The 20,729-nt window shown below is 72.0% G+C and carries 18 protein-coding genes; 5 read left to right on the top strand and 13 right to left on the bottom strand.

From position 1 onward, the window contains the following. The first annotated feature begins 198 nt into the window (after positions 1–198). Positions 199–1,029 (top strand): alpha/beta hydrolase family protein, encoded by an 831-nt coding sequence (locus QIS96_RS35725; protein WP_282547022.1) that lies wholly within the window; start codon positions 199–201, stop codon positions 1,027–1,029. A gap of 129 nt (positions 1,030–1,158) precedes the next feature. Here QIS96_RS35725 and QIS96_RS35720 read toward each other — a convergent pair whose 3' ends face one another. The 6 genes from QIS96_RS35720 to QIS96_RS35695 all read right to left on the bottom strand — a co-directional run bounded on the left by QIS96_RS35720 (position 1,159) and on the right by QIS96_RS35695 (position 7,119). Beyond that, on the bottom strand, positions 1,159–2,523 hold the full coding sequence (locus QIS96_RS35720; RefSeq protein WP_282547038.1) for a hypothetical protein: 1,365 nt from the start codon (positions 2,521–2,523) through the stop codon (positions 1,159–1,161). A 38-nt stretch (positions 2,524–2,561) separates the two neighbouring features. Next, the gene (locus QIS96_RS35715) at positions 2,562–3,683 is read right to left on the bottom strand and encodes a hypothetical protein (RefSeq protein WP_408907320.1); all 1,122 of its coding nucleotides are present in this window, start codon (positions 3,681–3,683) and stop codon (positions 2,562–2,564) included. A gap of 50 nt (positions 3,684–3,733) precedes the next feature. Further along, a complete protein-coding gene (locus tag QIS96_RS35710; RefSeq protein WP_282547021.1) occupies positions 3,734–4,678 on the bottom strand; it encodes a COG1470 family protein in 945 nt (314 codons plus the stop codon). Positions 4,679–4,938: 260 nt separating this feature from the next. Next, positions 4,939–5,631, bottom strand: a complete 693-nt coding sequence (locus QIS96_RS35705; RefSeq protein WP_408907318.1) for an LPXTG cell wall anchor domain-containing protein — start codon at positions 5,629–5,631, stop codon at positions 4,939–4,941. A gap of 203 nt (positions 5,632–5,834) precedes the next feature. Beyond that, on the bottom strand, positions 5,835–6,359 hold the full coding sequence (locus tag QIS96_RS35700) for an ATP-binding protein (RefSeq protein ID WP_282547020.1): 525 nt from the start codon (positions 6,357–6,359) through the stop codon (positions 5,835–5,837). A 391-nt stretch (positions 6,360–6,750) separates the two neighbouring features. Further along, the gene (locus QIS96_RS35695) at positions 6,751–7,119 is read right to left on the bottom strand and encodes an STAS domain-containing protein (protein ID WP_282547019.1); all 369 of its coding nucleotides are present in this window, start codon (positions 7,117–7,119) and stop codon (positions 6,751–6,753) included. Positions 7,120–7,358: 239 nt separating this feature from the next. On the opposite strand from QIS96_RS35695, the gene QIS96_RS35690 reads away from it, so the two are divergent. Then, positions 7,359–8,372, top strand: coding sequence for an RNA polymerase sigma factor SigF (locus tag QIS96_RS35690; RefSeq protein WP_408907317.1), 1,014 nt, complete (start codon positions 7,359–7,361; stop codon positions 8,370–8,372). A gap of 151 nt (positions 8,373–8,523) precedes the next feature. Here the strand turns inward: QIS96_RS35690 and hutI are convergent, their stop codons facing one another. From hutI to hutU, 4 genes are all read right to left on the bottom strand, one after another. Then, complete coding sequence (gene hutI / locus QIS96_RS35685; RefSeq protein WP_282547017.1) at positions 8,524–9,693, bottom strand: imidazolonepropionase; 1,170 nt, start codon at positions 9,691–9,693, stop codon at positions 8,524–8,526. A 278-nt stretch (positions 9,694–9,971) separates the two neighbouring features. After that, entirely contained in the window at positions 9,972–11,291 is a 1,320-nt protein-coding gene (locus tag QIS96_RS35680; protein WP_408907319.1) for a formimidoylglutamate deiminase, read from the bottom strand. A gap of 11 nt (positions 11,292–11,302) precedes the next feature. Further along, the gene (locus tag QIS96_RS35675; RefSeq protein ID WP_408907316.1) at positions 11,303–12,589 is read right to left on the bottom strand and encodes an allantoate amidohydrolase; all 1,287 of its coding nucleotides are present in this window, start codon (positions 12,587–12,589) and stop codon (positions 11,303–11,305) included. Next, on the bottom strand, positions 12,586–14,250 hold the full coding sequence (hutU, locus tag QIS96_RS35670) for a urocanate hydratase (RefSeq protein ID WP_282547015.1): 1,665 nt from the start codon (positions 14,248–14,250) through the stop codon (positions 12,586–12,588). Before hutU ends, QIS96_RS35675 begins: the two co-directional genes overlap by 4 nt. Before the next feature lie 158 nt (positions 14,251–14,408). Here hutU and QIS96_RS35665 point away from each other — a divergent pair, with 158 nt between their 5' ends. Further along, entirely contained in the window at positions 14,409–15,770 is a 1,362-nt protein-coding gene (locus QIS96_RS35665; protein ID WP_282547034.1) for a type III PLP-dependent enzyme domain-containing protein, read from the top strand. 173 nt (positions 15,771–15,943) lie between these two features. Continuing rightward, positions 15,944–17,311 (top strand): APC family permease, encoded by a 1,368-nt coding sequence (locus QIS96_RS35660; protein WP_282547014.1) that lies wholly within the window; start codon positions 15,944–15,946, stop codon positions 17,309–17,311. A gap of 15 nt (positions 17,312–17,326) precedes the next feature. Here QIS96_RS35660 and QIS96_RS35655 read toward each other — a convergent pair whose 3' ends face one another. From QIS96_RS35655 to QIS96_RS35645, 3 genes are all read right to left on the bottom strand, one after another. Then, the gene (locus QIS96_RS35655) at positions 17,327–17,764 is read right to left on the bottom strand and encodes a type II toxin-antitoxin system VapC family toxin (RefSeq protein ID WP_282547013.1); all 438 of its coding nucleotides are present in this window, start codon (positions 17,762–17,764) and stop codon (positions 17,327–17,329) included. Continuing rightward, the gene (locus QIS96_RS35650) at positions 17,739–17,996 is read right to left on the bottom strand and encodes a hypothetical protein (protein ID WP_282547012.1); all 258 of its coding nucleotides are present in this window, start codon (positions 17,994–17,996) and stop codon (positions 17,739–17,741) included. Before QIS96_RS35650 ends, QIS96_RS35655 begins: the two co-directional genes overlap by 26 nt. Before the next feature lie 76 nt (positions 17,997–18,072). Then, entirely contained in the window at positions 18,073–18,909 is an 837-nt protein-coding gene (locus QIS96_RS35645) for a MurR/RpiR family transcriptional regulator (protein WP_282547011.1), read from the bottom strand. Between the two features lie 158 nt (positions 18,910–19,067). Between QIS96_RS35645 and QIS96_RS35640 the strand changes: the two genes are divergently transcribed. Next, positions 19,068–20,477 carry a purine-cytosine permease family protein gene (locus QIS96_RS35640; protein WP_282547010.1) on the top strand — a complete coding sequence of 470 codons (1,410 nt, stop codon included), beginning with the start codon at positions 19,068–19,070 and terminating at the stop codon, positions 20,475–20,477. Positions 20,478–20,729 lie beyond the last annotated feature (252 nt).

The raw sequence follows: 20,729 nt of genomic DNA, 5'->3' as shown, positions 1-20,729 counted from the left end.
CTCACGCACGGTAGCCGTACGGCCGAAGGGCCCCGGAGCGGAATGCGCTCCGGGGCCCTTCGCTGCTTCTCCGCCGTGCCCCGGACGACGTCACACACCGCTGCTGTGGGTCGAACGGAGGGCCACCGCACCACTCGGTGCGGTGGCCCTGCACCGTTTTCGGCCTAATCCGGCCCCGCCGAGGGGCAGCATCACGCCATGCGCCGTGCCTTGCTCGCCCTCCTCGTCTGCGGGGCGCTGCTGTCCGGAAGTTCCGTCGCCGTCCAGGCGGCCCCCGGCCCTGTGGTGGTCAGGGGCTACTCGTACGGACCGCACCCCCGCCAGACCGTCACGGTGTACGGCACGAAGGGCCCCGCCCTCGTGATCCTGCACGGTGGTTTCTGGGCCGACGACACCGACTGGAGCGACTGGGCGAGCTGGTTCGCCGAGCGCGGCTTCCGGGTGTACGACACCGACTACCGCCTCAACTCCGACGCCCCCTGGGACGCCCAGCGCGAGGATGCCCTCGCCGCGCTCCGCTGGGTCGCCGACCGCAACGGCGGCGACCGCCCGCTGCTCCTCGGTTCCTCGGCCGGCGGCCAGATCGCCACCGTGGCCGCCACCTACGGGGCGGGCGCCACCCGCGTCCGCGGGGTCGTCGCGCTCTCGCCGGTGGCCACGCCGTTCCGCGCCTGGGTCGACGGGGCCCGCGAGGACGCCGACGAGCACCAGCGCCGGCTGCGCCGGGAGGCCCGCAGGCTCGCGGGCTGCGACCCGGAGCACGAGGGCCGCCGCTGCTGGTTGCGCTGGGCCGACATGGCGGCCCGCACGCACGCCTCCGGCGAGCAGGACGCACCGCTGTTCCTGGTGCACTCCGCCGAGGACTTCGTGCCCGCGTCCCACTCGCACGACCTGGCCGTCGCCCAGAGCGTCGCCGGGAGCACCGACACCAGGACCCGCATCGTGCTCGGCGACGCGCACGGGGCGCGGCTCCTGGACGACAGCGGGGTGCGCCGCTCGGTGCTGCGCTGGCTACGCGCCCACGCCTGAGCGACCCGCGCAGAAACGTTCCGCAATGTTCCGCAATGTTCCGCGACGCTCCGTACGCACGGACTCGCGGGCGCGCCGAGGGAGTCGGGCGGCCCGCCCGCGAGTCATGGCTGGTTCAGCGCCTACGGCTCAGCGCCTGCGGCCGCCGAAGGCCAGGCGGCGCGGCATGAAGGTGAAGACCGCGCCGCCGAGCAGGATCACCGTGCCTGCGACCAGGCCGAGCGCGCGCAGGGCGCCGTCGTCGCTCGCGCCGGTCTCCGCGAGGCCGCCGGACGAACCGCCGGCCGAGCCGCCCGCCGAACCCGAGCCCGAGCCGCCCGCCGCACCGCCCGGCTGGGCGGCCGTGTCCAGCTCCAGGGAGACCTCCGTCCTGGCCGGGGTGCAGGTGGTCGTCGTGCCCAGGGCCTTCACGGTGAGTACGCCCGGCGACAGTGTGGACTTGCCGTCCGCGCCCGGCTTGTACGTGCCCTTCAGGTCGGGGATCTCGATCGGGTCCCCGGACTTGATGGGCTCCTTGTTGGTCGGGCCCTCCACGTGCACGGTGCCCTTGTCGGCGCCGCCGAGCTCGACCTCCATCGAGGGCTTCACCGAGTCCTTCGGGATGTCGGCGGGGCTGTCCATCACGGACTTCTTGAACTTCACGGTGAGGTCGAAGTTCTCGCCGCTCTTCGCCGCGTCGATCTGCACCGGCGAGGTCGCTTCCTTGTCGCCGATCGGCGTCTTGCACTCGTACGGGATCTGGACCTCCTTGCCCTTGAAGTCCGCCTGGCCGCTCCCGCCGCCCGTCGAACCGCCGGAGGAGCCGCCCGTATCCGAACCGCCGGAGTCCGAACCGCCCGAGTCCGAGCCACCGGAGTCGGAGCCGCCCGCGTCACCGCCGCCCGCCGCGCCGCCCGTGGGGAGCCCGGTCGGGACGCCGGTCGGGACGCCCGTCGGCAGGCCCGTCGGGATTCCGGTCGGCACACCGGTCGGCAGGCCGCCGCCGGGACCGCCGCCCGAGACCTTGATCGTCGCGGCCGACTTCACGTCCTCCTCGGGGGTGCACTTGGTGTCCGTGGAGACCGGCTTGCTGACGTTGATGTTGTACGCGTCCGGGGTCAGCGTGATCTCTCCGGGCGCCGTCAGCTTCAGCGTGCCCTTCATGTCGGAGAGCACCATCGGGTCGCCCTTCTTGATGGGCGGGTTCTTCCGCTCGCCCTCCACGGCGAGGTCCTCGGTCTGGCCGCCCGCGACCTTGACGGTGCCGCTCGGCTTGACGGTGTTCTCCTGCAGGTCGATGACGTCGGGGTTCTTGGACGCGGCCTGCGTGGTCTTCCACACCACCTCGACCTCGTCGCCGACCTTCGCCTCGGCGGGCGCCTTGATCTCCACCTTCGTCGTGCCGTGCACCGGATCCATGCCGGAGATCGCCGGCGGAACGCACTCGGTCTTGTACGCGGTCTCGGCGGCCTGCGCCGGACTCGCGGCGAGCACGAGCCCCGCGCCGCTGAGCATCAGCGCGACACCGAGCGCACTCGCTCTCCGTTGAGTGATCACGTGTTTCCCTTCCCTGGTGCCGTCGGTCGGTCCTCTTGCGGTGCGGAGAGCAGGTGCGGTGCTCCTGGTGCTCCCGGAGCGGAGTCCGGGGTGAACCACGGCAGCGTGGCCGTGGTGGTGTTCGTACGCTCGGCCGCCGCCTCGGCCCCGGCCGCCGCGGCCCCGCGCGGGGTCCGCTTCCGGGCCCTCCCGCCGGAGAGCCGCGCCTGCGTCAACTCCCTTACGCGGCGGGCCCGGTGGCCGCCGGAGCGCGCGGCGCGCGGCCGCACCCGGTCGACGACCGCCATGCCGATCCGGAACACCGCCGCGGGCACGACCAGGCACAGCAGGATCCAGAACAGCGTCACGCCCCAGGGCCGGCCCACGTCCCAGGGCTGCTCGGCGAGCACCTTGCCGCCGTACCGCAGCGAGACCGCGTAGTCGCCGTACGCGCCCGGATCGAGCTGGACCTGCAGCTTGACCTGGGCCTTCTTGCCGGGCGCGAGGGTGCCGCGCCACTGCTGCTCCTCCCACTGCGGGGCGAACACGCCGTGCGCGGTGCCGACCTTGAACACCGGGTCCTTCACGGGCGCCGAGCCGAGGTTGCCGACCGTCGCCACGAGGGTGCGGCTCGCGGGCGCGCCGAACCAGGTCAGGACGTTGCTGGAGCCTTCGAGCCGGGTCGAGGCGAGGACCGCGAGCTTGCCGCCGGCCGGCTGCTCGGGCACCTCCTTCACCGGGTGCCCGGCCACGGTGAACTCGGCCTGCGCGGCGGCCTTCTCACCGGTCACGGTGGCCACCCGGACCACACAGGGGCAGGCCACGGGCGGCTCGGCGACCGGCAGCCGCTTCCGGAACGAGCCGTCCCCGTCGGTCGTGACGGCGCGGCCCTCGGCGTTGGCGCAGGAGTTGGTGCCGCCGACGGGCTCGGCGTCGCCCTGGGCCTGCCCGCAGATCAGCAGCATCAGGAGCGCCTTCGGCCGCCAGTCCTCGCCGGAGACGGTGATGCTGCCGCCCTTGCCCGCCTGCTGCTCGGACAGTTCGACGGTGGGCCCGTCCGCGGTCCGCTCCGCCGCGGGCGCGGGTGCGGGCGGCGCGGCCAGTACGAGTGCCGCCGCGGCCGCCACCGCGAGGATCACAGCCCGGATGCTCGTGAGGGTGGTGATGGTCGTGCTGCTCGCCTTGCCGATCACGTCGCCGCTCCCGTCAACTCACGTTCCGTACGCTGCTGTTCGGCCTCGCCGCGCCCGCTCCCCCGAAGTCGCCCGCGCACCAGGCGCCCGCCCGCGGCGACCGCGAGGAGCCCGCCGACCACCCCCGTCAGAGCGCCCCACGGCACGAACGTGGCCGAGGCGAGGCCCGTGTCCCGGGCGCCGCCCGCCGCCGTCACCGTGAGCCGGACGTCGACCGAGTCGAGGCCCGGGGCGTCCGGCCAGGGCTCGGTGAGCGTGACCCGGCGTCCGGGCTGCAGCTCGACGGGCAGGGTGCGCGGGGCCCGGTCGAGCGCCGTCCCGAACAGCCCGTCGGCCCGCACCGCGAGGCGCGGCGCGAGCACGGTGTTGCCCCGGTTCACCAGGTCGTACGAGATGAGCCGCCCGTCGTCCGCGAGCCGCACCCGCTCCACGGTGAGCGCGGACAGGGTGGGCCCGCCGACCCGCAGATGCAGCCGTACGCCCGCACTGCGGCCCGCGCCGCTCGCCACGATCGCCGCCGGGTGGTCGCCGGGCGCCGCCCCCTCGGGCACGGTCACGGTGAACGGCACCTCGGCCCGGGTGCGCGGCGGCACGGTCACCTTCCGCTCGGCGAGCCGGATCCAGGCCCCGCCGTCCCGCGACTTCCCGTCGGCCTCGATCTCGAAGGACCCGTCGGCCTCGTTGCCGGCGTCGGCCCCGCGCAGGCGCACGGTGCGCGCGGAGTCGCCCGGGTTGGTCACCGTCACCGTGTCCTGCAGCACGGCGCCGGGCGCGCCCTCCAGATAGAAGTACGGCCGACTCCCCCCGCCGCCGCTCGCGACGGGCGCGAGCGCCCAGTCACCGTCGGCGGCGTACGAGGACGCCCCGGGCAGCGCGAACAGCCCGGCCACCGCCAGACAGAGCCCGAACACGGCAGCACGACGGGGAAGGAGGGTCGGCATCGGCGGCTCCTGGTGCGGTTGCGGTGCAGTGCGGCGTGCTTCGCGGTTCGCGTTGCGGTGCGTTTCGGTGGGGCGCTGCTCACTGGCCAGGGGGCCAAGTCCAGTCCGCCGTACGGCACTTGAGGGCGAGCCCGAATGCAGCCCGCCCGGCTCCGGAGAGCGAGGCCAAATTCAGCCCGTCCGGCGCTTGAGGACGAGGCCGGAGGGCGACGACGGTGCGCTGGACGACAGCAGGGAACGGTCGACCTGAGCCGAGCCGACTACCCCCGCACCTGTCCGCGCCGGGTGAGCCACAACACCCCCACCGCCCCGACAAGCACGACCGTCCCGCCCAGCGTGCCGAGCGCGACCGCCGAGTCCTCGGGTCCGGTCTGCGGAAGTTCCGCCCCGCCCGACGGCGCCCCGCCGCCCGCCGCCTTCACGTCGAGGGTGAGGGACGGCTTCGGGTTGTTCTTGGGCGTACAGGTGGTGGTCGTGCCCATCGCCTTGATGGTCAGCGTGGACGCGGTGAAGGTGACCTTGCCGGACTTCTTCGGCGTGTACGTACCGCTCAAGTCGCTGATCTTGATGGGGGTGTTGGCCGGGATGGCCTCGGAGTTGGGCGGGCCCGTCACGGTGACGTCGCCGCTCTCCGCCCCGCCGAGCTTGATCAGCGCGCTGGGCTTCATCGCGCCCTTGCCGAGCTCGATCGGGCTGGACGAGACGCCCTTCTGGAAGGACATGGTGAGCTTGTGACCGCCGCCGCTCTCGACGCTCTTGATGTCGATGGGCGAGACGGCGCCCTTGTTGCCGATCGGCGTCTTGCACTGGTAGTCGACGTCCACGACCTCGGCGTGTGCGGCGGGGGCGGCGAGCAGCACCGCCGAGCCGGCCAGAGCCGTGGCCGCCAGGAGCGCGGCGCACCGCCCGCCTTTCGACCGCCCGCCTGCGGCATTTGTCTTCGGGTACGACACCTTGAGTTCCCCTCTTCCAACTGCCCGTGCGCCACCGACAGTTCCTGACGGCACATCAGATCGGGCGCTCAAGGTACGCCGGGGACCTTGTGGAGGGAAGACAAAAGACAGCCCGGATCTCGGGCTGTCGAGGGGTGGCGCGAAGAGCCGTCGAACCAGCGGTAACCCCTTGGGGGAACTGAGGGCCGGTCGCGGCGGAACTGCTAGCCGGGAGCGGCCAGTTCGGCCCAGACCGTCTTGCCCGACTGTCCGGGCACGCGTACGACGCCCCAGTCGAGGCAGAGCCGCTGCACGATGAACATGCCGTGACCGCCGGGCCGTCCGGCGCGGTGCGGAGTGCGCGGCGAGGGCTGCCCCGCGCCCCGGTCGGACACTTCGAGGCGGAGCACCTTGTTGTCGCAGGCGACCCAGAGCTCGCTGGCACCCTCGGCGTGCAGGCAGGCGTTGGTGACGAGTTCGGAGACGACGAGCAGGACGTCCTCCGCGGCCGCGCGCTGGTCGGCGCCGGCGGCGGGCAGCCAGCCCCAGTCGTAGAGCGCCTGCCGGGTGAAGTCGCGGGCCATCGGCACGACGCCGCTGGCGCCGTCGAGCGTGAGCTTGCGGACCTGGCGCGGCGCGGGCGCGGCGTCCGGGCCGCCCAGCGGCTCGCCGGCCTGCTCGCTCACCTCACCGGTGGCCCCCGGCTCCGGGCCGCGGTCGCCCGGCGAGAAGGGCCGGGTGGTGCTCATCAGCGCTTCACCTCACCGATTCACCAGTTCTTGAGATCTGTGCCGGATCTGGTCGATCCGTCGATCCTCGATCTGTCGGGACAACATGTCGGGTCGAGCACTCGGGGTCGAGGCTCTGCGGGGCCCTCGGGGTCGAGCGCCCTGTTTTCCGGCCGCGAGGACTGCGTACGCCATGGCTCGTACGTACGTCGTCGCTCATCGACTCGGGACGAAGAGTGCGGCAGAAGCGGTTCTGCTCGGCCGGCAATCAACGGATCCAGCAGTCTCCTGCCCGGCGGATCGGTGGGAACACCCACTTCTTGATTCCGGGCCGTGTGATGCGGGTTACGTACCGATCACGCACAGGCAACGCAGGTCACGGGGAGACAACCGTGCTGTAACTCACGCACGGTCAGTCGGCGAGGGCCGATTCGAGAGAGTCGTGCACGGTGAAGACGGCCTCCGCGCCGGTGATCTCGAAGACGCGGGCCACCACCGGGAGCATCCCGGCCAGATGGACTCCGCCGCCGGCCGCCTCTGCCTTGAGGCGGGCGCCGAGCAGGACGTTGAGCCCGGTGGAATCGCAGAACTGAAGCTGTGAGCAGTCGACGACCAGGCGTGATCGCCCCTGGTCCAGGCAGCTTTCCAAGGGCTCGCGCAGCAGATCCGCGGTGTGGTGATCGAGCTCACCCACCGGCGTCACGACGGCACTCGCACCGTCGTTGCGCACTTCGACCCGAAGCCGGCCCCGGTTCGCGCTGCCGACCGTCTGGCGGTCCATGCCGTCTCACTTCCGCAGGTCTCGAGCTGGTGTCTGATGCCCGGAAAGCCTACGCCCTCACTACGCCGCCGGATACCCGAACATCCGCCCGAAAACGGACATAAGCCCAGGTAAGCCACTTGCAAGCGGCAGTCGGAACCGGGTAGTCCTGGTAAGGACACCAATCAACCACGGCCGGCTTTGGAGGCGCCGCACACCGTAGTGCACGTATTGGCATCGGCAGCCATATGCCGAGAACGATGGAGGACTTCATGTCACCCCGGCTCGACGCATCGCCTACCCGCATCGCGACGTCGAAACCTTCACCGGACCACTTCGAGAGCGAGCTCCACACTCTCCCGGCGCCCCGCGGCGAGGCCGCGGAAACCCCGCAGAGGGAGGAAGCCGTCGACACCGCGGACGTCCTGGAGGCCGCACCCGGCCCCGACGCCCTCGAAGAGCTCGCGGATCTCCCGGAACTGCCGGAGATCCCGCCGTACGACGAAGTCGGCCCGCTGGACGCAAGGGCCCTGTCCAAGACCCTCTTCGGGCGCCTCGAGACCCTCGAGGAAGGCACCCACGAGTACGCGTACGTACGCAACACTCTGGTCGAACTCAACCTCGCCCTTGTCAAGTTCGCGGCCTCCCGGTTCCGCTCCCGCAGCGAGCCGATGGAGGACATCATCCAGGTCGGCACGATCGGCCTGATCAAGGCGATCGACCGCTTCGAGCTCAGCCGCGGCGTCGAGTTCCCGACCTTCGCGATGCCGACGATCGTCGGCGAGATCAAGCGTTTCTTCCGCGACACCAGCTGGTCGGTGCGCGTCCCGCGCAGGCTCCAGGAGCTGCGTCTGGACCTCGCCAAGGCCGGCGACGAACTCGCCCAGAAGCTCGACCGCGCACCCACGGTCAACGAGCTGGCGGAGCGCCTCGGCATCTCCAACGACGAGGTCGTCGAGGGCATGGCCGCGTCCAACGCCTACACGGCGAGCTCCCTGGACGCCCAGCCCGAGGAGGACGACTCCGAGGGCGCGCTCGCGGACCGCATCGGCTACGAGGACCACGGGCTCGAAGGCATCGAGTACGTCGAGTCGCTGAAGCCGCTGATCGCCGAACTCCCGCCGCGCGACCGGAAGATCCTGTCCCTGCGGTTCGTGGCGAACATGACGCAGTCCGAGATCGGCGAGGAGCTCGGCATCTCGCAGATGCACGTCTCGCGCCTGCTCTCGCGCACGCTCGTACGGCTGCGCAAGGGCCTGACGGTCGAGGAATGACCTGGGCAGGCACGTACGCATGACGTACGTGCTGAAGTGACTCCCCGTGCCACACGCACGCCAGCGGCGGCGGTGGCGGGGGCGCTCCTCCCACGGAGAGCGCCGCCGCCACCGCCGCCTCGGCGTGTACGGGCCTTTCGGCCTGCGGGGGTCAGCCGAGCAGCGTGCCCTTCTGCCAGACCTCTCGGACCAGCGGGACGCCCGGCCGGTAGGCGAGGTGGACGTGGCTCGGGGCGTCGAGCAGCGCCAGGTCGGCGCGGGCTCCGGGGGTGATCCGGCCGACGTCGGTGCGGCGCAGGGCCTGGGCGCCGCCCGCCGTGGCCGACCAGAGCGCCTCGTCCGGGGTCATCCCCATGTCGCGTACGGCCAGGGCGATGCAGAACGGCATGGACGACGTGAACGACGAGCCCGGGTTGCAGTCCGTGGAGAGCGCGACCGTGGCGCCCGCGTCGATGATGCGGCGGGCGTCGGGCCATTCGGCTCGGGTGGAGAACTCGGCGCCCGGCAGCAGCGTCGCGACGGTGTTGCCGTTGGCGAGCGCGTCCACGTCGGCGTCGGTGAGGTGGGTGCAGTGGTCGGCGCTGGCCGCGTCCAGCTCCACGGCGAGCTGCACGCCCGGACCGTACGAGAGCTGGTTGGCGTGGACGCGCGGGTGCAGGCCCTTGGCGCGGCCCGCGGTCAGGATGGCGCGCGCCTGGTCGCCGTCGAAGGCGCCCTTCTCGCAGAACACGTCGACCCAACGGGCGTGCGGCGCACAGGCGTCGAGCATCTCGCCGGTGACCAGGTCCACGTAGGCGGCCGGGTCGTCGGCGTAGTCCGGCGAGACGATGTGCGCGCCGAGGTAGGTGACCTCGTCGGTGTGGCGGGCGGCGATGCGCAGCGCGCGGGCCTCGTCCTCGACGGTCAGGCCGTAGCCCGACTTGGTCTCGAAGACCGTGGTGCCCTGGCGGGCGGCCTCGCGCAGGTAGCGCAGGAGGTTCGCCTCCAGGGCCTCGTCGCTCGCGGCGCGGGTGGCGGCGACGGTGGTACGGATGCCGCCGGCGGAGTAACTCCGGCCCTCCATACGGGCGTTGAACTCCTGCGTGCGGTCGCCGCCGAAGACCAGGTGGGAGTGCGAGTCGACGAAGCCGGGGATCGCGGAGCGGCCCTGCGCGTCGTGCGCGGTGTCGGCGGCGGGGGCGTCGCTCTTGGGTCCCACCCACGCCACGCGGTCGCCGTCCAGGACGACGGCGGCGTCCTGGATCTGGCCCAGCGGGCCTTCGCCCAGGGAGGGGTCGTTGGTGACGAGGTTGGTGATGTTGGTGATGAGGGTGGTGCTCATGGTTCCTCTCGGTGTTTCTTTCTTCCCCTCCCCGCCCCTTCCCGAAAGCCTGCGGCAGCTCCGGGGGCTCCGCCCCCGGACCCCCGCTCCTCAAACGCCGGAGGGGCTGGATTCTGCGGCCCAGCCGGCAATTTCAGCCCGTTCTGGGGGCACCTCCCAGCGGTAGCTGGGGGAGTTTGAGGACGAGCGCCTCAGCGCGATACGGGGTCCGGGGCAGAGCCCCGCGGCTGTCCGCAGGACTTTCGGGAAGGGGCGGGGTGGGGTGCTGAAAAGGGCTGTTACTCGCGCAGGGCTCCGATCGCCGAGGCCAGCGCCGACGGCACGTCAGGGATCAGGGCATGGGACCCGTCCCGTACGACATGGCGGCCGCCGACGACCGTGTGGCGGACGTCCGCCGCGGTCGCCGCGAACACCGCGGTCTCCGCGGCCAGTCGGGGCAGCGCCCCGACCGTGCGGACCGAGTCGAGGCCGATCGTGGTGAAGTCGGCCAGCGCCCCCTCCTCAAGCACGCCCGCGTCGTCCCAGCCGATCGCCGCATGCCCGTCCGCCGTCGCCGCCCGCAGCAGCGCGGCAGCGGTCCAGTGCCCGCGCCTGCGGGTGCGCAGCCGCTCGTCGAGTTCCATGGCCCGCGCCTCCTCCAGGAGGTCGATCACGGCGTGGCTGTCGGTGCCGAGGCAGAGCGTGGAGCCGCGCCGCTGCAGGTCGGCGGCGGGGCCGATGCCGTCGGCGAGGTCGCGTTCCGTGGTGGGGCACATGCAGGTGCCGGTGCCGGAGTCGCCGATGAGGGCGATGTCGCCGGCCGTGAGGTGGGTGTTGTGCACGCCGGTGGTGCGCGGGCCGAGCACGCCGTGGTCGGAGAGCAGCCGCGCCGGTGTGCAGCCGTGCGCGGCCCGGCAGGCGTCGTTCTCGGCGGTCTGCTCCGACAGGTGCACATGCAGCGGTACGTCCCGCTCCCGCGCCCACGCGGCCACCGTGCCCAACTGCCCGGCGGGGACGGCCCGTACGGAGTGGATGGCGGCGCCGATCCGCACCCCGTCGCCGCCCTTGAGCGCCGCGGCGCGCTCCGCCCAGGCCTCGGCCGTACCGTCGCTGAAGCGCAGCTGGTGGCTGTCGGGGGCGGCGCCGAAGCCGGAGGAGAGGTAGGCGGTGTCGAGCAGGGTGATGCGCAGGCCCGCGTCGCGGGCGGCGGCGATCAGCGCCTCGCCCATGGCGTTGGGGTCGTCGTAGGGGGTGCCGTCGGGCGCGTGGTGGACGTAGTGGAACTCGCCGACCGCGGTGATCCCGGCGAGCGCCATCTCCGCGTACACGGCCCGCGCGAGCGCGTGGTACGTGTCCGGGTCGAGCTTGGCCGCGACCTGGTACATGACCTCGCGCCAGGTCCAGAACGTGCCCGAGCCGACCTGCACGGTGGAACGCAGCGCGCGGTGGAAGGCGTGTGAGTGGGCGTTGGCGAGGCCGGGCAGGGTGAGTCCGCGCAGCGCGACGGCGCCGGGCGGCGGGGCCTCGACTCCCGTGCGCACGGCGGCGATCCGGCCGTCGGGCGAGACGTCGAGGGCGACGCCCGGCTCGACGTTCGCGCCGAGCCAGGCCTGTTCCATCCAGTACGTGGTCACCTGCACGCGAGCCCCTCCAGTACGTCGGCGAGTGCGAGCACCCCGGCCACGCAGTCGTCCTCGGCCGCGAACTCGGCCGGGGAGTGCGAGACGCCCGTGGGGTTCCGTACGAACAGCATGGCGGTCGGGATCGAGCCGGACAGGATGCCGGCGTCGTGCCCCGCACCCGTTCCGAGAACCGGTACGCGGCGCTCCGCCCCGGCGCCGAGGATCGCGGCGAGCTCGTCGCGCAGGGCGTGCTCGAACTCGACGACGGGCGTGAAGGACTCCCGTACGACGGTCAGGTCGACGCCGTGCCGCTCGGCGTGCTCGCGGGCGGCCTTCTCGACGCCCGCGACGACCTGGTCGAGGCTCTCCTGGTCGGCGGCGCGCGAGTCCAGCCAGCCGCGGACCAGGGACGGGATGGCGTTGACGCCGTTCGGCTCGACCGCGATCTTGCCGAACGTGGCGACGGCGCGGGCGAGTTCGGCCTCGCGGCGGGCGGCGAGCACGGTCTCCGCGTACGGGAGCATCGGGTCGCGGCGGTCGACGAGGCGGGTGGTGCCGGCGTGGTTGGCCTCGCCCGCGAAGTCGAAGCGCCAGCGGCCGTGCGGCCAGATCGCGCTGGCGATGCCGACCGGGTCGCCGGACAGGTCGAGGGCGCGGCCCTGCTCGACGTGCAGCTCGACGAACGCGCCGATGCGGGCGAGGCGTTCGGGGTCCGGGCCGATGGCCGTCGGGTCGTACCCGGCCCGCTCCATCGCCTCGGGCAGGGTGACGCCGTCGGCGTCGCGGAGCCGGCGGGCGGCGGGGACGGTGAGCTGTCCGGCGGCGAGCCGGGAGCCGACGCAGGCGAGGCCGAAGCGGGCGCCCTCCTCGTCGCCGAAGTTGGTGATGGCCAGGGGTTTGGTGAACTGCGCGCCCCTGCGGCGGAGTTCGTCGAGCGCGGCGAAGGAGGAGACGACGCCGAGGGGGCCGTCGAAGGGGCCGCCGTCGGGGACGGAGTCCAGGTGCGAGCCCGTGACCACCGCGTCCCCCGCGGTCGGGTCACCGAGCCAGGCCCACTGATTCCCGTTCCGGTCCAGCTCATACGTGAGGCCGCGCGCCTCGGCCTGCTCCTTGAACCAGGTCCGACAGTCCGCGTCCGCGGGGGTCCAGGCGTAACGGCGGTAACCCTTGGACTGGGCGTCCCGTCCGATGGGGGCGAGGTCGCGCCACATCGCCGTGAAGTCCGCACCCGTCGGCGGCTGCTGGTTCGTCGTGGTTGCTCGCGCAGTTCCCCGCGCCCCTTCAGGGCTCGTCACTTGTCGTCACCCTCCCGCATGGGAACTCGTACGCCCCGTTCCGAGGCGACCGCGTCAGCGGTCTCGTACCCGGCATCGACATGCCGGATGACCCCCATACCGGGGTCATTGGTAAGAACCCGCCGCAGCTTCTCGCCCGCGAGCCGCGTCCCGTCCGCCACCGACACCTGGCCCGCGTGGATCGAGCGGCCCATGCCCACGCCGCCGCCGTGGTGCAGGGAGACCCAGGACGCGCCGGAGGCGACGTTGACCATGGCGTTGAGGAGCGGCCAGTCGGCGATCGCGTCGGATCCGTCGAGCATCGACTCCGTCTCGCGGTACGGGGAGGCGACGGAGCCGCAGTCCAGGTGGTCGCGGCCGATCGCGAGCGGAGCGGCCAGCTCACCCGAGGCGACCATGTCGTTGAAGCGCTCGCCCGCCTTGTCCCGCTCGCCGTAGCCGAGCCAGCAGATGCGGGCCGGCAGGCCCTGGAAGTGGACGCGCTCGCCGGCCATCTTGATCCAGCGGGCGAGGGACTCGTTCTCCGGGAAGAGGTCGAGGATCGCCTTGTCCGTCTTCGCGATGTCCGAAGCCTCACCGGAGAGCGCCGCCCAGCGGAACGGCCCCTTGCCCTCGCAGAACAGCGGCCGGATGTACGCCGGTACGAAGCCGGGGAACGCGAACGCCCGCTCGTAGCCCGCGAGTCGGGCCTCGCCGCGGATCGAGTTGCCGTAGTCGAAGACCTCGGCGCCCGCGTCCATGAAGCCGACCATCGCCTCGACGTGCCGGGCCATGGACTCCCGGGCGCGGGTCGTGAAGCCCGCCGGGTCCTTGGCCGCGTACGTCTGCATGTCGTCGAAGTCGACGCCGGACGGGAGGTACGCGAGCGGGTCGTGGGCCGAGGTCTGGTCCGTGACGATGTCGATCGGCGCGCCCTCGGCGAGCAGCTGCGGCAGCAGATCGGCCGCGTTGCCGAGCAGGCCGATGGAGAGCGGGCGGCGGGCGTCGCGGGCCTCGACGGCGAGCCGCAGGGCGTGCGCGGGCGAGTCCGCCTGCACGTCCAGGTACTTGTGCTCGATGCGGCGCTCGATGGCGCGCGGGTCGCAGTCGACGCAGATCGCGACGCCGTCGTTCATGGTGACGGCGAGCGGCTGGGCGCCGCCCATGCCGCCGAGCCCGGCGGTGAGGGTGATGGTCCCGGCGAGGGTGGAGCCGAACCTCTTCGCGGCGACGGCGGCGAAGGTCTCGTAGGTGCCCTGGAGGATGCCCTGGGTGCCGATGTAGATCCAGGAGCCGGCCGTCATCTGGCCGTACATGGTGAGGCCGAGCTGCTCCAGGCGCCGGAACTCCTCCCAGTTCGCCCAGTCGCCGACCAGGTTGGAGTTGGCGATCAGGACGCGCGGCGCCCACTCGTGGGTCTGCAGGACGCCGACAGGGCGGCCGGACTGCACCAGCATGGTCTCGTCCTGCTTCAGCGTGCGGAGCGTACGGACCATCGCGTCGAAGGAGTCCCAGTCCCGGGCGGCCTTGCCGGTGCCGCCGTAGACGACGAGCTTGTCGGGGTGCTCGGCGACCTCCGGGTCGAGGTTGTTCTGCAGCATCCGCAGTGCGGCTTCCTGCTGCCAGCCCGGAGCACTCAGCTCCGGACCGCGCGGTGCTCGGACAGGGCGGGGACCCGACATCGGCTACCTCTTCCTCTGAACGACTGCTTCCTCTTGCTTACGACACATACACATCCCTATTCACATCCTGACTTTATGAATATCCCTAGTCAATCCCCGGGGGGGCCTCGGCAGCGCGCGGCGGTCGATGATGGGATGGATCCATGGCCATAGGTGACATGGACGCCACGACTGCGATCCCGACCGACCTCCCCGCCGCCGCAGCCGTCGCCCGCCGCGACGCCGCCGTACGGGCCGCTGTCGCCCAAGGCGTCGTCGGCGAGCGCGCCCCGGTGGCCGCCCTCCTCGACGTCGTCGGCATCCGCCGCTCCGCCGCCGCGCTGCGCTCCGCGTTCGCCGAGGTCACGGCCGCCCCGGTGCTGCACGCCTTCGCGGTCAAGGCGGCGCCGCTCGTGCCCGTCCTGCGCCTGCTCCGCAAGTCCGGCATCGGCGCCGAGGCGGCGAGCCCCGGAGAGCTCGCCCTCGCCCGCGCCGCCGGGGTGAAGCCCTCGCACACCGTGCTCGACTCCCCCGCCAAGACCCCGGCCGAGCTGCGCCAGGCCCTCGCCCTCGGCATCGCCGTCAACGCCGACAACCCGCAGGAGCTGGCCCGGCTCGACACCCTGACCCGTTCGGCCCCCACCCGCTCCGCGATCGGTCTGCGGGTCAACCCGCAGACCGGCGCCGGGTCCATCGGCGCCCTCTCCACGGCCACCGCCACCTCGAAGTTCGGGGTCGGCCTCAGGGACACCGGGGCGCGCGAGTGGATTGTGCGCGCCTTCCTGGACCGGCCGTGGCTGACCCGGCTCCACACCCACTCCGGCTCCCAGGGCGTGCCCCTGGACCTCCTCGCCGAAGGCGTGCGCCAGGTCTACGAACTGGCCGAGGAGATCAACCACTTGGCGGGCCGGCGGCAGATCGACACGATCGACATCGGCGGCGGCCTGCCGGTCAACTTCGACTCCGACTCCGAGACGCCCACGTTCTCGACGTACGCCCGGCTGCTGCAGCGGACCGTGCCGGGGCTGCTCGACGGGCGGTACGCGCTCGTCACCGAGTTCGGCCGCTCGCTGCTTGCCAAGCACGGCACGATCGTGGCCCGCGTCGAGTACACCAAGGCGGCCGGCAACCGGCGCATCGCGATCACGCACGCCGGCGCGCAGGTCGCCGCCCGCACGGTCTACGCCCCCGAGTCCTGGCCGCTCAGGATCGCCGCGTACGACACCGAGGGCAGGCCGAAGACCGGCGGCGCCGTCGCCCAGGACGTGGCCGGGCCCGCCTGCTTCGCGGGCGACCTGCTCGCCGAGAACCGGCCGCTGCCGCTGCTCGAACCCGGCGACATCGCGGCCGCCCTGGACACCGGCGCGTACTACTTCGCCCACCACTACGCGTACAACAGCCTCGCCCGGCCCGGCATCCACGGCTTCGCCTCCGGCACGGACGGGCAGGTGCGGTTCGCGACGATCCGCAGCCCGCAGACGGTGGAGGAGATCGTCGCGGAGTCGGGCGGCGAGCACCTGCGCACGCTCGACGTCCTGTGAGGCCACCTGTGAGGCCGCTGCCACCCGGTGCAGGCGTCTGGAACCTCCGAAGAGCCTTCGAACCTCTGAAGAACCTCTGAAGAAGCTCTGAGAAACGGCCGCCGCGCATCGCCGTGCGCGGCGGGGGCAGAACATCCACCTGACGCATCAGCGATCGGGGGAGGTTTCCACAGATGTCCAGCACCGACTCCACTACGGCGAGGCCCGCGCCGGAGCCCTCGCAGCCCTCACTCAAGCGGGCCATCGGCCCCAAGCTGCTCATCCTGTTCGTGATCGGCGACATCCTCGGCACCGGCATCTACGCCACCACCGGCAAGGTCGCCGGCAAGGTCGGCGGAGCGCTGTGGGTGCCGTTCGTCATCGGCTTCGTGGTGGCGATCCTGACGGCCGCCTCGTACGTCGAACTCGTCGGCAAGTACCCGAAGGCCGCCGGGGCCGCGCTCTACACCCAGAAGGCGTTCAAGGTCCCGTTCCTCACGTTCATCGTCGCCTTCATGGTGATGTGCTCCGGGCTCTCCTCGGCGAGCGCCGCCGCCCGCGCGTTCAGCGGCGACTACCTGGACGAGCTCACGGCCGGTGCGCTGCCGCCCACCCTGATCGCGATCCTGTTCATCCTGGCCCTGGCGGCGCTGAACCTGCGCGGCGTCTCGGAGTCGGTGAAGACCAACGTGGTCCTCACCCTGGTCGAGCTGACCGGTCTCGTGATCATCCTTGCGATCGGCGCGTACGCGGTGCTCGGCGGCGGGGGTGAGCCGTCCCGCCTCACCGAGTTCCAGTCGAGCGGCACGGGCTTCGCCCTGATGACCGGCGTGCTCGGCGCGACCGCGCTCGGCTTCTTCGCGTTCGTCGGCTTCGAGGACTCGGTGAACATGGCCGAGGAGACCCAGGATCCGGTGCGCACCTTCCCGCGGGCGATCTTCATCGGCGTCGCCGTGACAGGCACGATCTACGTCCTGGTCGCGCTGGTGTCGTCGCTCCTGGTCGACACCGAGACCCTCGCCGGGTCCAGCGGTCCGCTGCTCGAAGTGGTCAAGGCGGGCGGCGTCGACTTCCCGCCCGAACTCTTCGCCGTGATCGCTCTGTTCGCCGTCGCCAACTCGGCTCTGATCAACATCATGATGGCCTCGCGGCTCTGCTACGGCATGGCCAACGAGCGCATCCTGCCGAAGGCCATGGGGCGCGTCCTGGCCGGCCGCCGCACCCCGGTCGTCGGCATCGTCTTCGTCTCGCTGCTCGCGATCGGCCTGGTCTCCACCGGCGAGATCGAGGGCCTCGGCGACACCACGGCGTTCCTGCTGCTCTGCGTGTTCGCGGTGGTCAACGTGGCGGTCCTGGTGCTCCGCAAGGACCGGGTGGACCACGAGCACTTCCGTACGCCGACGATCCTGCCGGTCCTCGGCGCGATCACGGCCCTGATCCTGGCCAGCCCCCTCGCGGACCGCCCCGCCGACGTCTACATCCGGGCGGGCGTCCTCCTCGCCATCGGCATCGCCCTGTGGGCCGTCAACAAGCTGGTGCTGCGGGCGCGTTCGGAGGACTGACGGGACGCCGGTCGGTCAGGGGAGGAGGGTGAAGGACTTGGCGTGCTTGGGTCTCACGGCGGTGAAGTGCCGACGGTCGACCGTCGCAACTTCCGTGAGGCCCAGGCGCTCCGACACCGCGACGACCGAGGCGTCCACCGTGCCCAGCGGGAAATCGGCGTACTGCCGCACCAGTTCGGCCATCCGCCGCAGGTCACCATGGTCGATGGCGGTCAGCTCCAACTGACCGACCCCCACGGAGTCCAGGAACGCGGCCTCCGCGTCCGGGGACAGATATCGCTCCAACATCCAGGCGGTCTCGGTCACGACCGTCGGCAGGACTTTGAGCTGCCCCGGGAAGCGGTTGACGAAGTCGAGGCATTCCTCGTGGTGAACGTCCCGGCGTCGGCCACCGCGATCAGAACCCCCGTGTCGACCAGGATCTCCCTCACCGTTCGCGCCCGATGCCGTCACGGATCAGCTCACGGTGGTGCTCGGACAGGTCCGACCGTCCGGAGTCGCCGATACCGGCGAAAGACAGACGCTGCACGGGCGGCTCGGCTCCGCCCGCTTCCGCTCCGCCCGCCTCCGCGTACGGCGCGATCTCCGGATCGGCGTCGACCAGGAGGCGCAGGTGGCGGAGCTTGGTGGGCGGCAAGTGGTCGAGCACGTGCCGGAGGTGGTCATAGTCCTCTGCTGCAGTCATAAATCCGAGCGTACGACCGGAACGGGCCCCCTGACACCCTTCGGCAATCGTTCACCCGTACGAGCGAGCGCCCCCCTCACTCCACGAACAGCCCGCGCTCCGCGGCCCGGGTGTCGAACTCCTCCAGGCGGGACTGGGCGTCCGGGAGGCCGTCGGCCATCGCCTCCAGGAGGACCCGGCCGAGCAGCATCGGCGCGCAGGCGGTGTCGAAGGCGAGGCCCGTGCCGACGGCCGCCGGGATCAGCAGGTCGGACACCTTCGCGACTGGCGCGAAGGCACTGTCGGCCACCGTCACCACGGTCAGCCCCGCCTCGCGTGCGTACGTCAGGGTCTCGATCACCTCGCGCGGGTGCCGCGGCAGCGCGAAGCAGAGCAGCGCCGAGGCGCCGGCCCGCACCGCGGCGTCGATCCGGTCGGCGAGCATCGTGCCGCCCTCGTCCAGGAGCCGGACGTCCGGGTGCACCTTGGCGGCGAAGTACGCGAAGCCGTACGCCTGCGAGGCGGCCGCGCGCAGGCCCAGCACCGGCAGCGGCCGGGACGCGGCGAGCACCTGCCCGGCCCGCTCGACGGGCGCCGGGTCGGCGAGGGCGGCGGCGAGGTGGCGCAAGTTCTCGATCTCGGCCTCGACGGCCTGCTGGTACTCGTTGAACTCGCCCTTGCCCGGGGCCTGTTCGGCCGGTGCGACCTCGCGGAGGTGACGGCGGAGCGCCGGGTAGCCGTCGAAGCCGAGCGCGACCGCGAAGCGGGTCACCGAGGGCTGGCTGACGCCGGCGAGCTCGGCCAGCTCCACGCTCGACAGGAACGGCACCTCGGCGGCGCGCCGCACCATGCAGTGGGCGATCCGCCGCTGCGTGGGGGTGAGGCGGTGCCCCTCGAAGAGCTGCTGCAGCCGGGCGGCGGGGCTGTCCGTCACGGGCCCCCTCCTTCGTCTTCGTCCTTCGTAACCGGATCGCCGGCGTTCTCACGCCGAGGTATTGACAAATTATTCAGCCACCCAGAACTCTGCATGACGATATGCAGCCGAGCAACATATCGGCAGCGGCGGCCGCAGGCACCGACACAGGAGGACGAATGGCAGGCTCACTCCTGGAACAGCGCTCCATCGACGTGGTTCCGGACGAGGAACGGCACGGTACCGCCTTCTCCCAGTTCACCCTCTGGCTGGGCGCCAACCTCCAGATCACCGCCGTCGTGACCGGCGCCCTCGCCGTGGTCTTCGGCGGCGACGTCGTCTGGTCCATCGTCGGCCTGGTCGTCGGCAACCTGCTCGGCGGGGCCGTGATGGCGCTGCACTCCGCACAGGGCCCGAAGCTCGGCCTGCCCCAGATGATCCAGTCGCGGGCCCAGTTCGGCGTCCGCGGCGCGGTGGTGCCCCTGCTCCTGGTCATCCTCATGTACATCGGGTTCTTCGCCTCCGGCAGCGTCCTCGCAGGTCAGGCCGTGGGCGAGCTGACGCGCCTGGGCGAGACCCCGGGCATCCTGATCTTCGCGGCGGTCTCCGGCCTCATGGCCGCCGTCGGCTACCGCCTGATCCACGCCGTCGGCCGCGCGGCCGGCGTGATCTGCGCGCTCGCCTTCGTCTACCTCGGCATCCGCCTCCTGGAGCGCGCCGACCTCGCGACGCTGCTCGCCGACGCCCACTTCGACCTGCCGATGTTCCTGCTCGCGATCTCCCTCTCGGCGTCCTGGCAGCTGGCGTTCGGCCCGTACGTCGCGGACTACTCGCGCTATCTGCCGCGTACGACCTCGGCCCGCGCCACGTTCTGGTGGACCCTGTCCGGCTCGGCGATCGGCTCGCAGTGGTCGATGACCTTCGGCGTGCTCGTCGCGGCGACGGCGGGCGGCGCGTTCATGGACAACCAGGTGTCGTACGTGGTGGGGCTCGGCGGCGGGGGTCTGATCGCCACGTTCCTCTACTTCGTGATCGCGCTCGGCAAGCTCACGATCAACGTCCTGAACACGTACGGCGGCTTCATGTCGATCGTGACGAGCATCAGCGGGTTCCGGGGCCAGCGCGTCCTCTCGCCGCGCGGCCGGGCCGTCTACATCTCGCTGATCATGATCGCGGGCACGGCCGTCGCGCTCCTCGGCAAGGACAGCTTCCTCACCGCGTTCAAGGACTTCCTGCTCTTCCTGCTGACCTTCTTCACGCCCTGGTCCGCGATCAACCTGGTCGACTACTACCTGATCTCCCGCGAGCAGTACGACCTGCCGGCGCTGTCCGACCCCGACGGGCGCTACGGCGGCTGGCGTTGGGACGCGCTGGCCGTGTACGCGATCGGCATCGCCGTCCAACTCCCCTTCCTGGTCACGCACTTCTACACCGGGCCGTTGGTCGCGCCTCTCGGGGGCGCGGACATCTCCTGGATCGTGGGCCTGGCCGTGCCGGCGGCCCTGTACTGGACCCTGGCCCGCCGCAACCACGGCCCCACGGACCCCGCCACCGCTACTCCGACACCGGCCGACCAGACAGCGGCCTGAACCTCTGCGGGGGGGGCGGGCGGGCCCCTCTCCTCTTACGACTACGGGGGCTACGCCCCCGGCCCCCGGCTGTCGTTCGACTGCTGCGCCGTCGTGGCTGGTCGCGCAGTTCCCCGCGCCCCTTAAAGCCAGCCCCTGCCGGGGCTGATCCCGCCCCGCCAAATCCAGCCCCCGGCATCCGAGGGGCGGGGCCAAATCCAGCCCCTCCGGCGTTTGAGATGGGGGTCCCCCCTGCTCGAGCGAAGCCGAGAG

Source organism: Streptomyces cavernicola (assembly GCF_029968035.1).
Taxonomy (GTDB): domain Bacteria; phylum Actinomycetota; class Actinomycetes; order Streptomycetales; family Streptomycetaceae; genus Streptomyces; species Streptomyces cavernicola.
Note: the sequence above shows the minus strand (reverse complement) of the source record. Positions and strands in the feature narration are given on the sequence as shown.

Coding starts and splice junctions, on each gene's coding strand:
- QIS96_RS35650 (WP_282547012.1), bottom strand. CDS start 17,996: ATGACTGCAGCAGAGGACTATGACCACCTCCGGCACGTGCTCGACCAC.
- QIS96_RS35680 (WP_408907319.1), bottom strand. CDS start 11,291: ATGGAACAGGCCTGGCTCGGCGCGAACGTCGAGCCGGGCGTCGCCCTC.
- QIS96_RS35690 (WP_408907317.1), top strand. CDS start 7,359: ATGGAGGACTTCATGTCACCCCGGCTCGACGCATCGCCTACCCGCATC.
- QIS96_RS35640 (WP_282547010.1), top strand. CDS start 19,068: ATGGCAGGCTCACTCCTGGAACAGCGCTCCATCGACGTGGTTCCGGAC.
- QIS96_RS35725 (WP_282547022.1), top strand. CDS start 199: ATGCGCCGTGCCTTGCTCGCCCTCCTCGTCTGCGGGGCGCTGCTGTCC.
- QIS96_RS35720 (WP_282547038.1), bottom strand. CDS start 2,523: ATGCTCAGCGGCGCGGGGCTCGTGCTCGCCGCGAGTCCGGCGCAGGCC.
- QIS96_RS35660 (WP_282547014.1), top strand. CDS start 15,944: ATGTCCAGCACCGACTCCACTACGGCGAGGCCCGCGCCGGAGCCCTCG.
- hutU (WP_282547015.1), bottom strand. CDS start 14,250: ATGTCGGGTCCCCGCCCTGTCCGAGCACCGCGCGGTCCGGAGCTGAGT.
- QIS96_RS35710 (WP_282547021.1), bottom strand. CDS start 4,678: ATGCCGACCCTCCTTCCCCGTCGTGCTGCCGTGTTCGGGCTCTGTCTG.
- hutI (WP_282547017.1), bottom strand. CDS start 9,693: ATGAGCACCACCCTCATCACCAACATCACCAACCTCGTCACCAACGAC.
- QIS96_RS35695 (WP_282547019.1), bottom strand. CDS start 7,119: ATGGACCGCCAGACGGTCGGCAGCGCGAACCGGGGCCGGCTTCGGGTC.
- QIS96_RS35665 (WP_282547034.1), top strand. CDS start 14,409: ATGGACGCCACGACTGCGATCCCGACCGACCTCCCCGCCGCCGCAGCC.
- QIS96_RS35700 (WP_282547020.1), bottom strand. CDS start 6,359: ATGAGCACCACCCGGCCCTTCTCGCCGGGCGACCGCGGCCCGGAGCCG.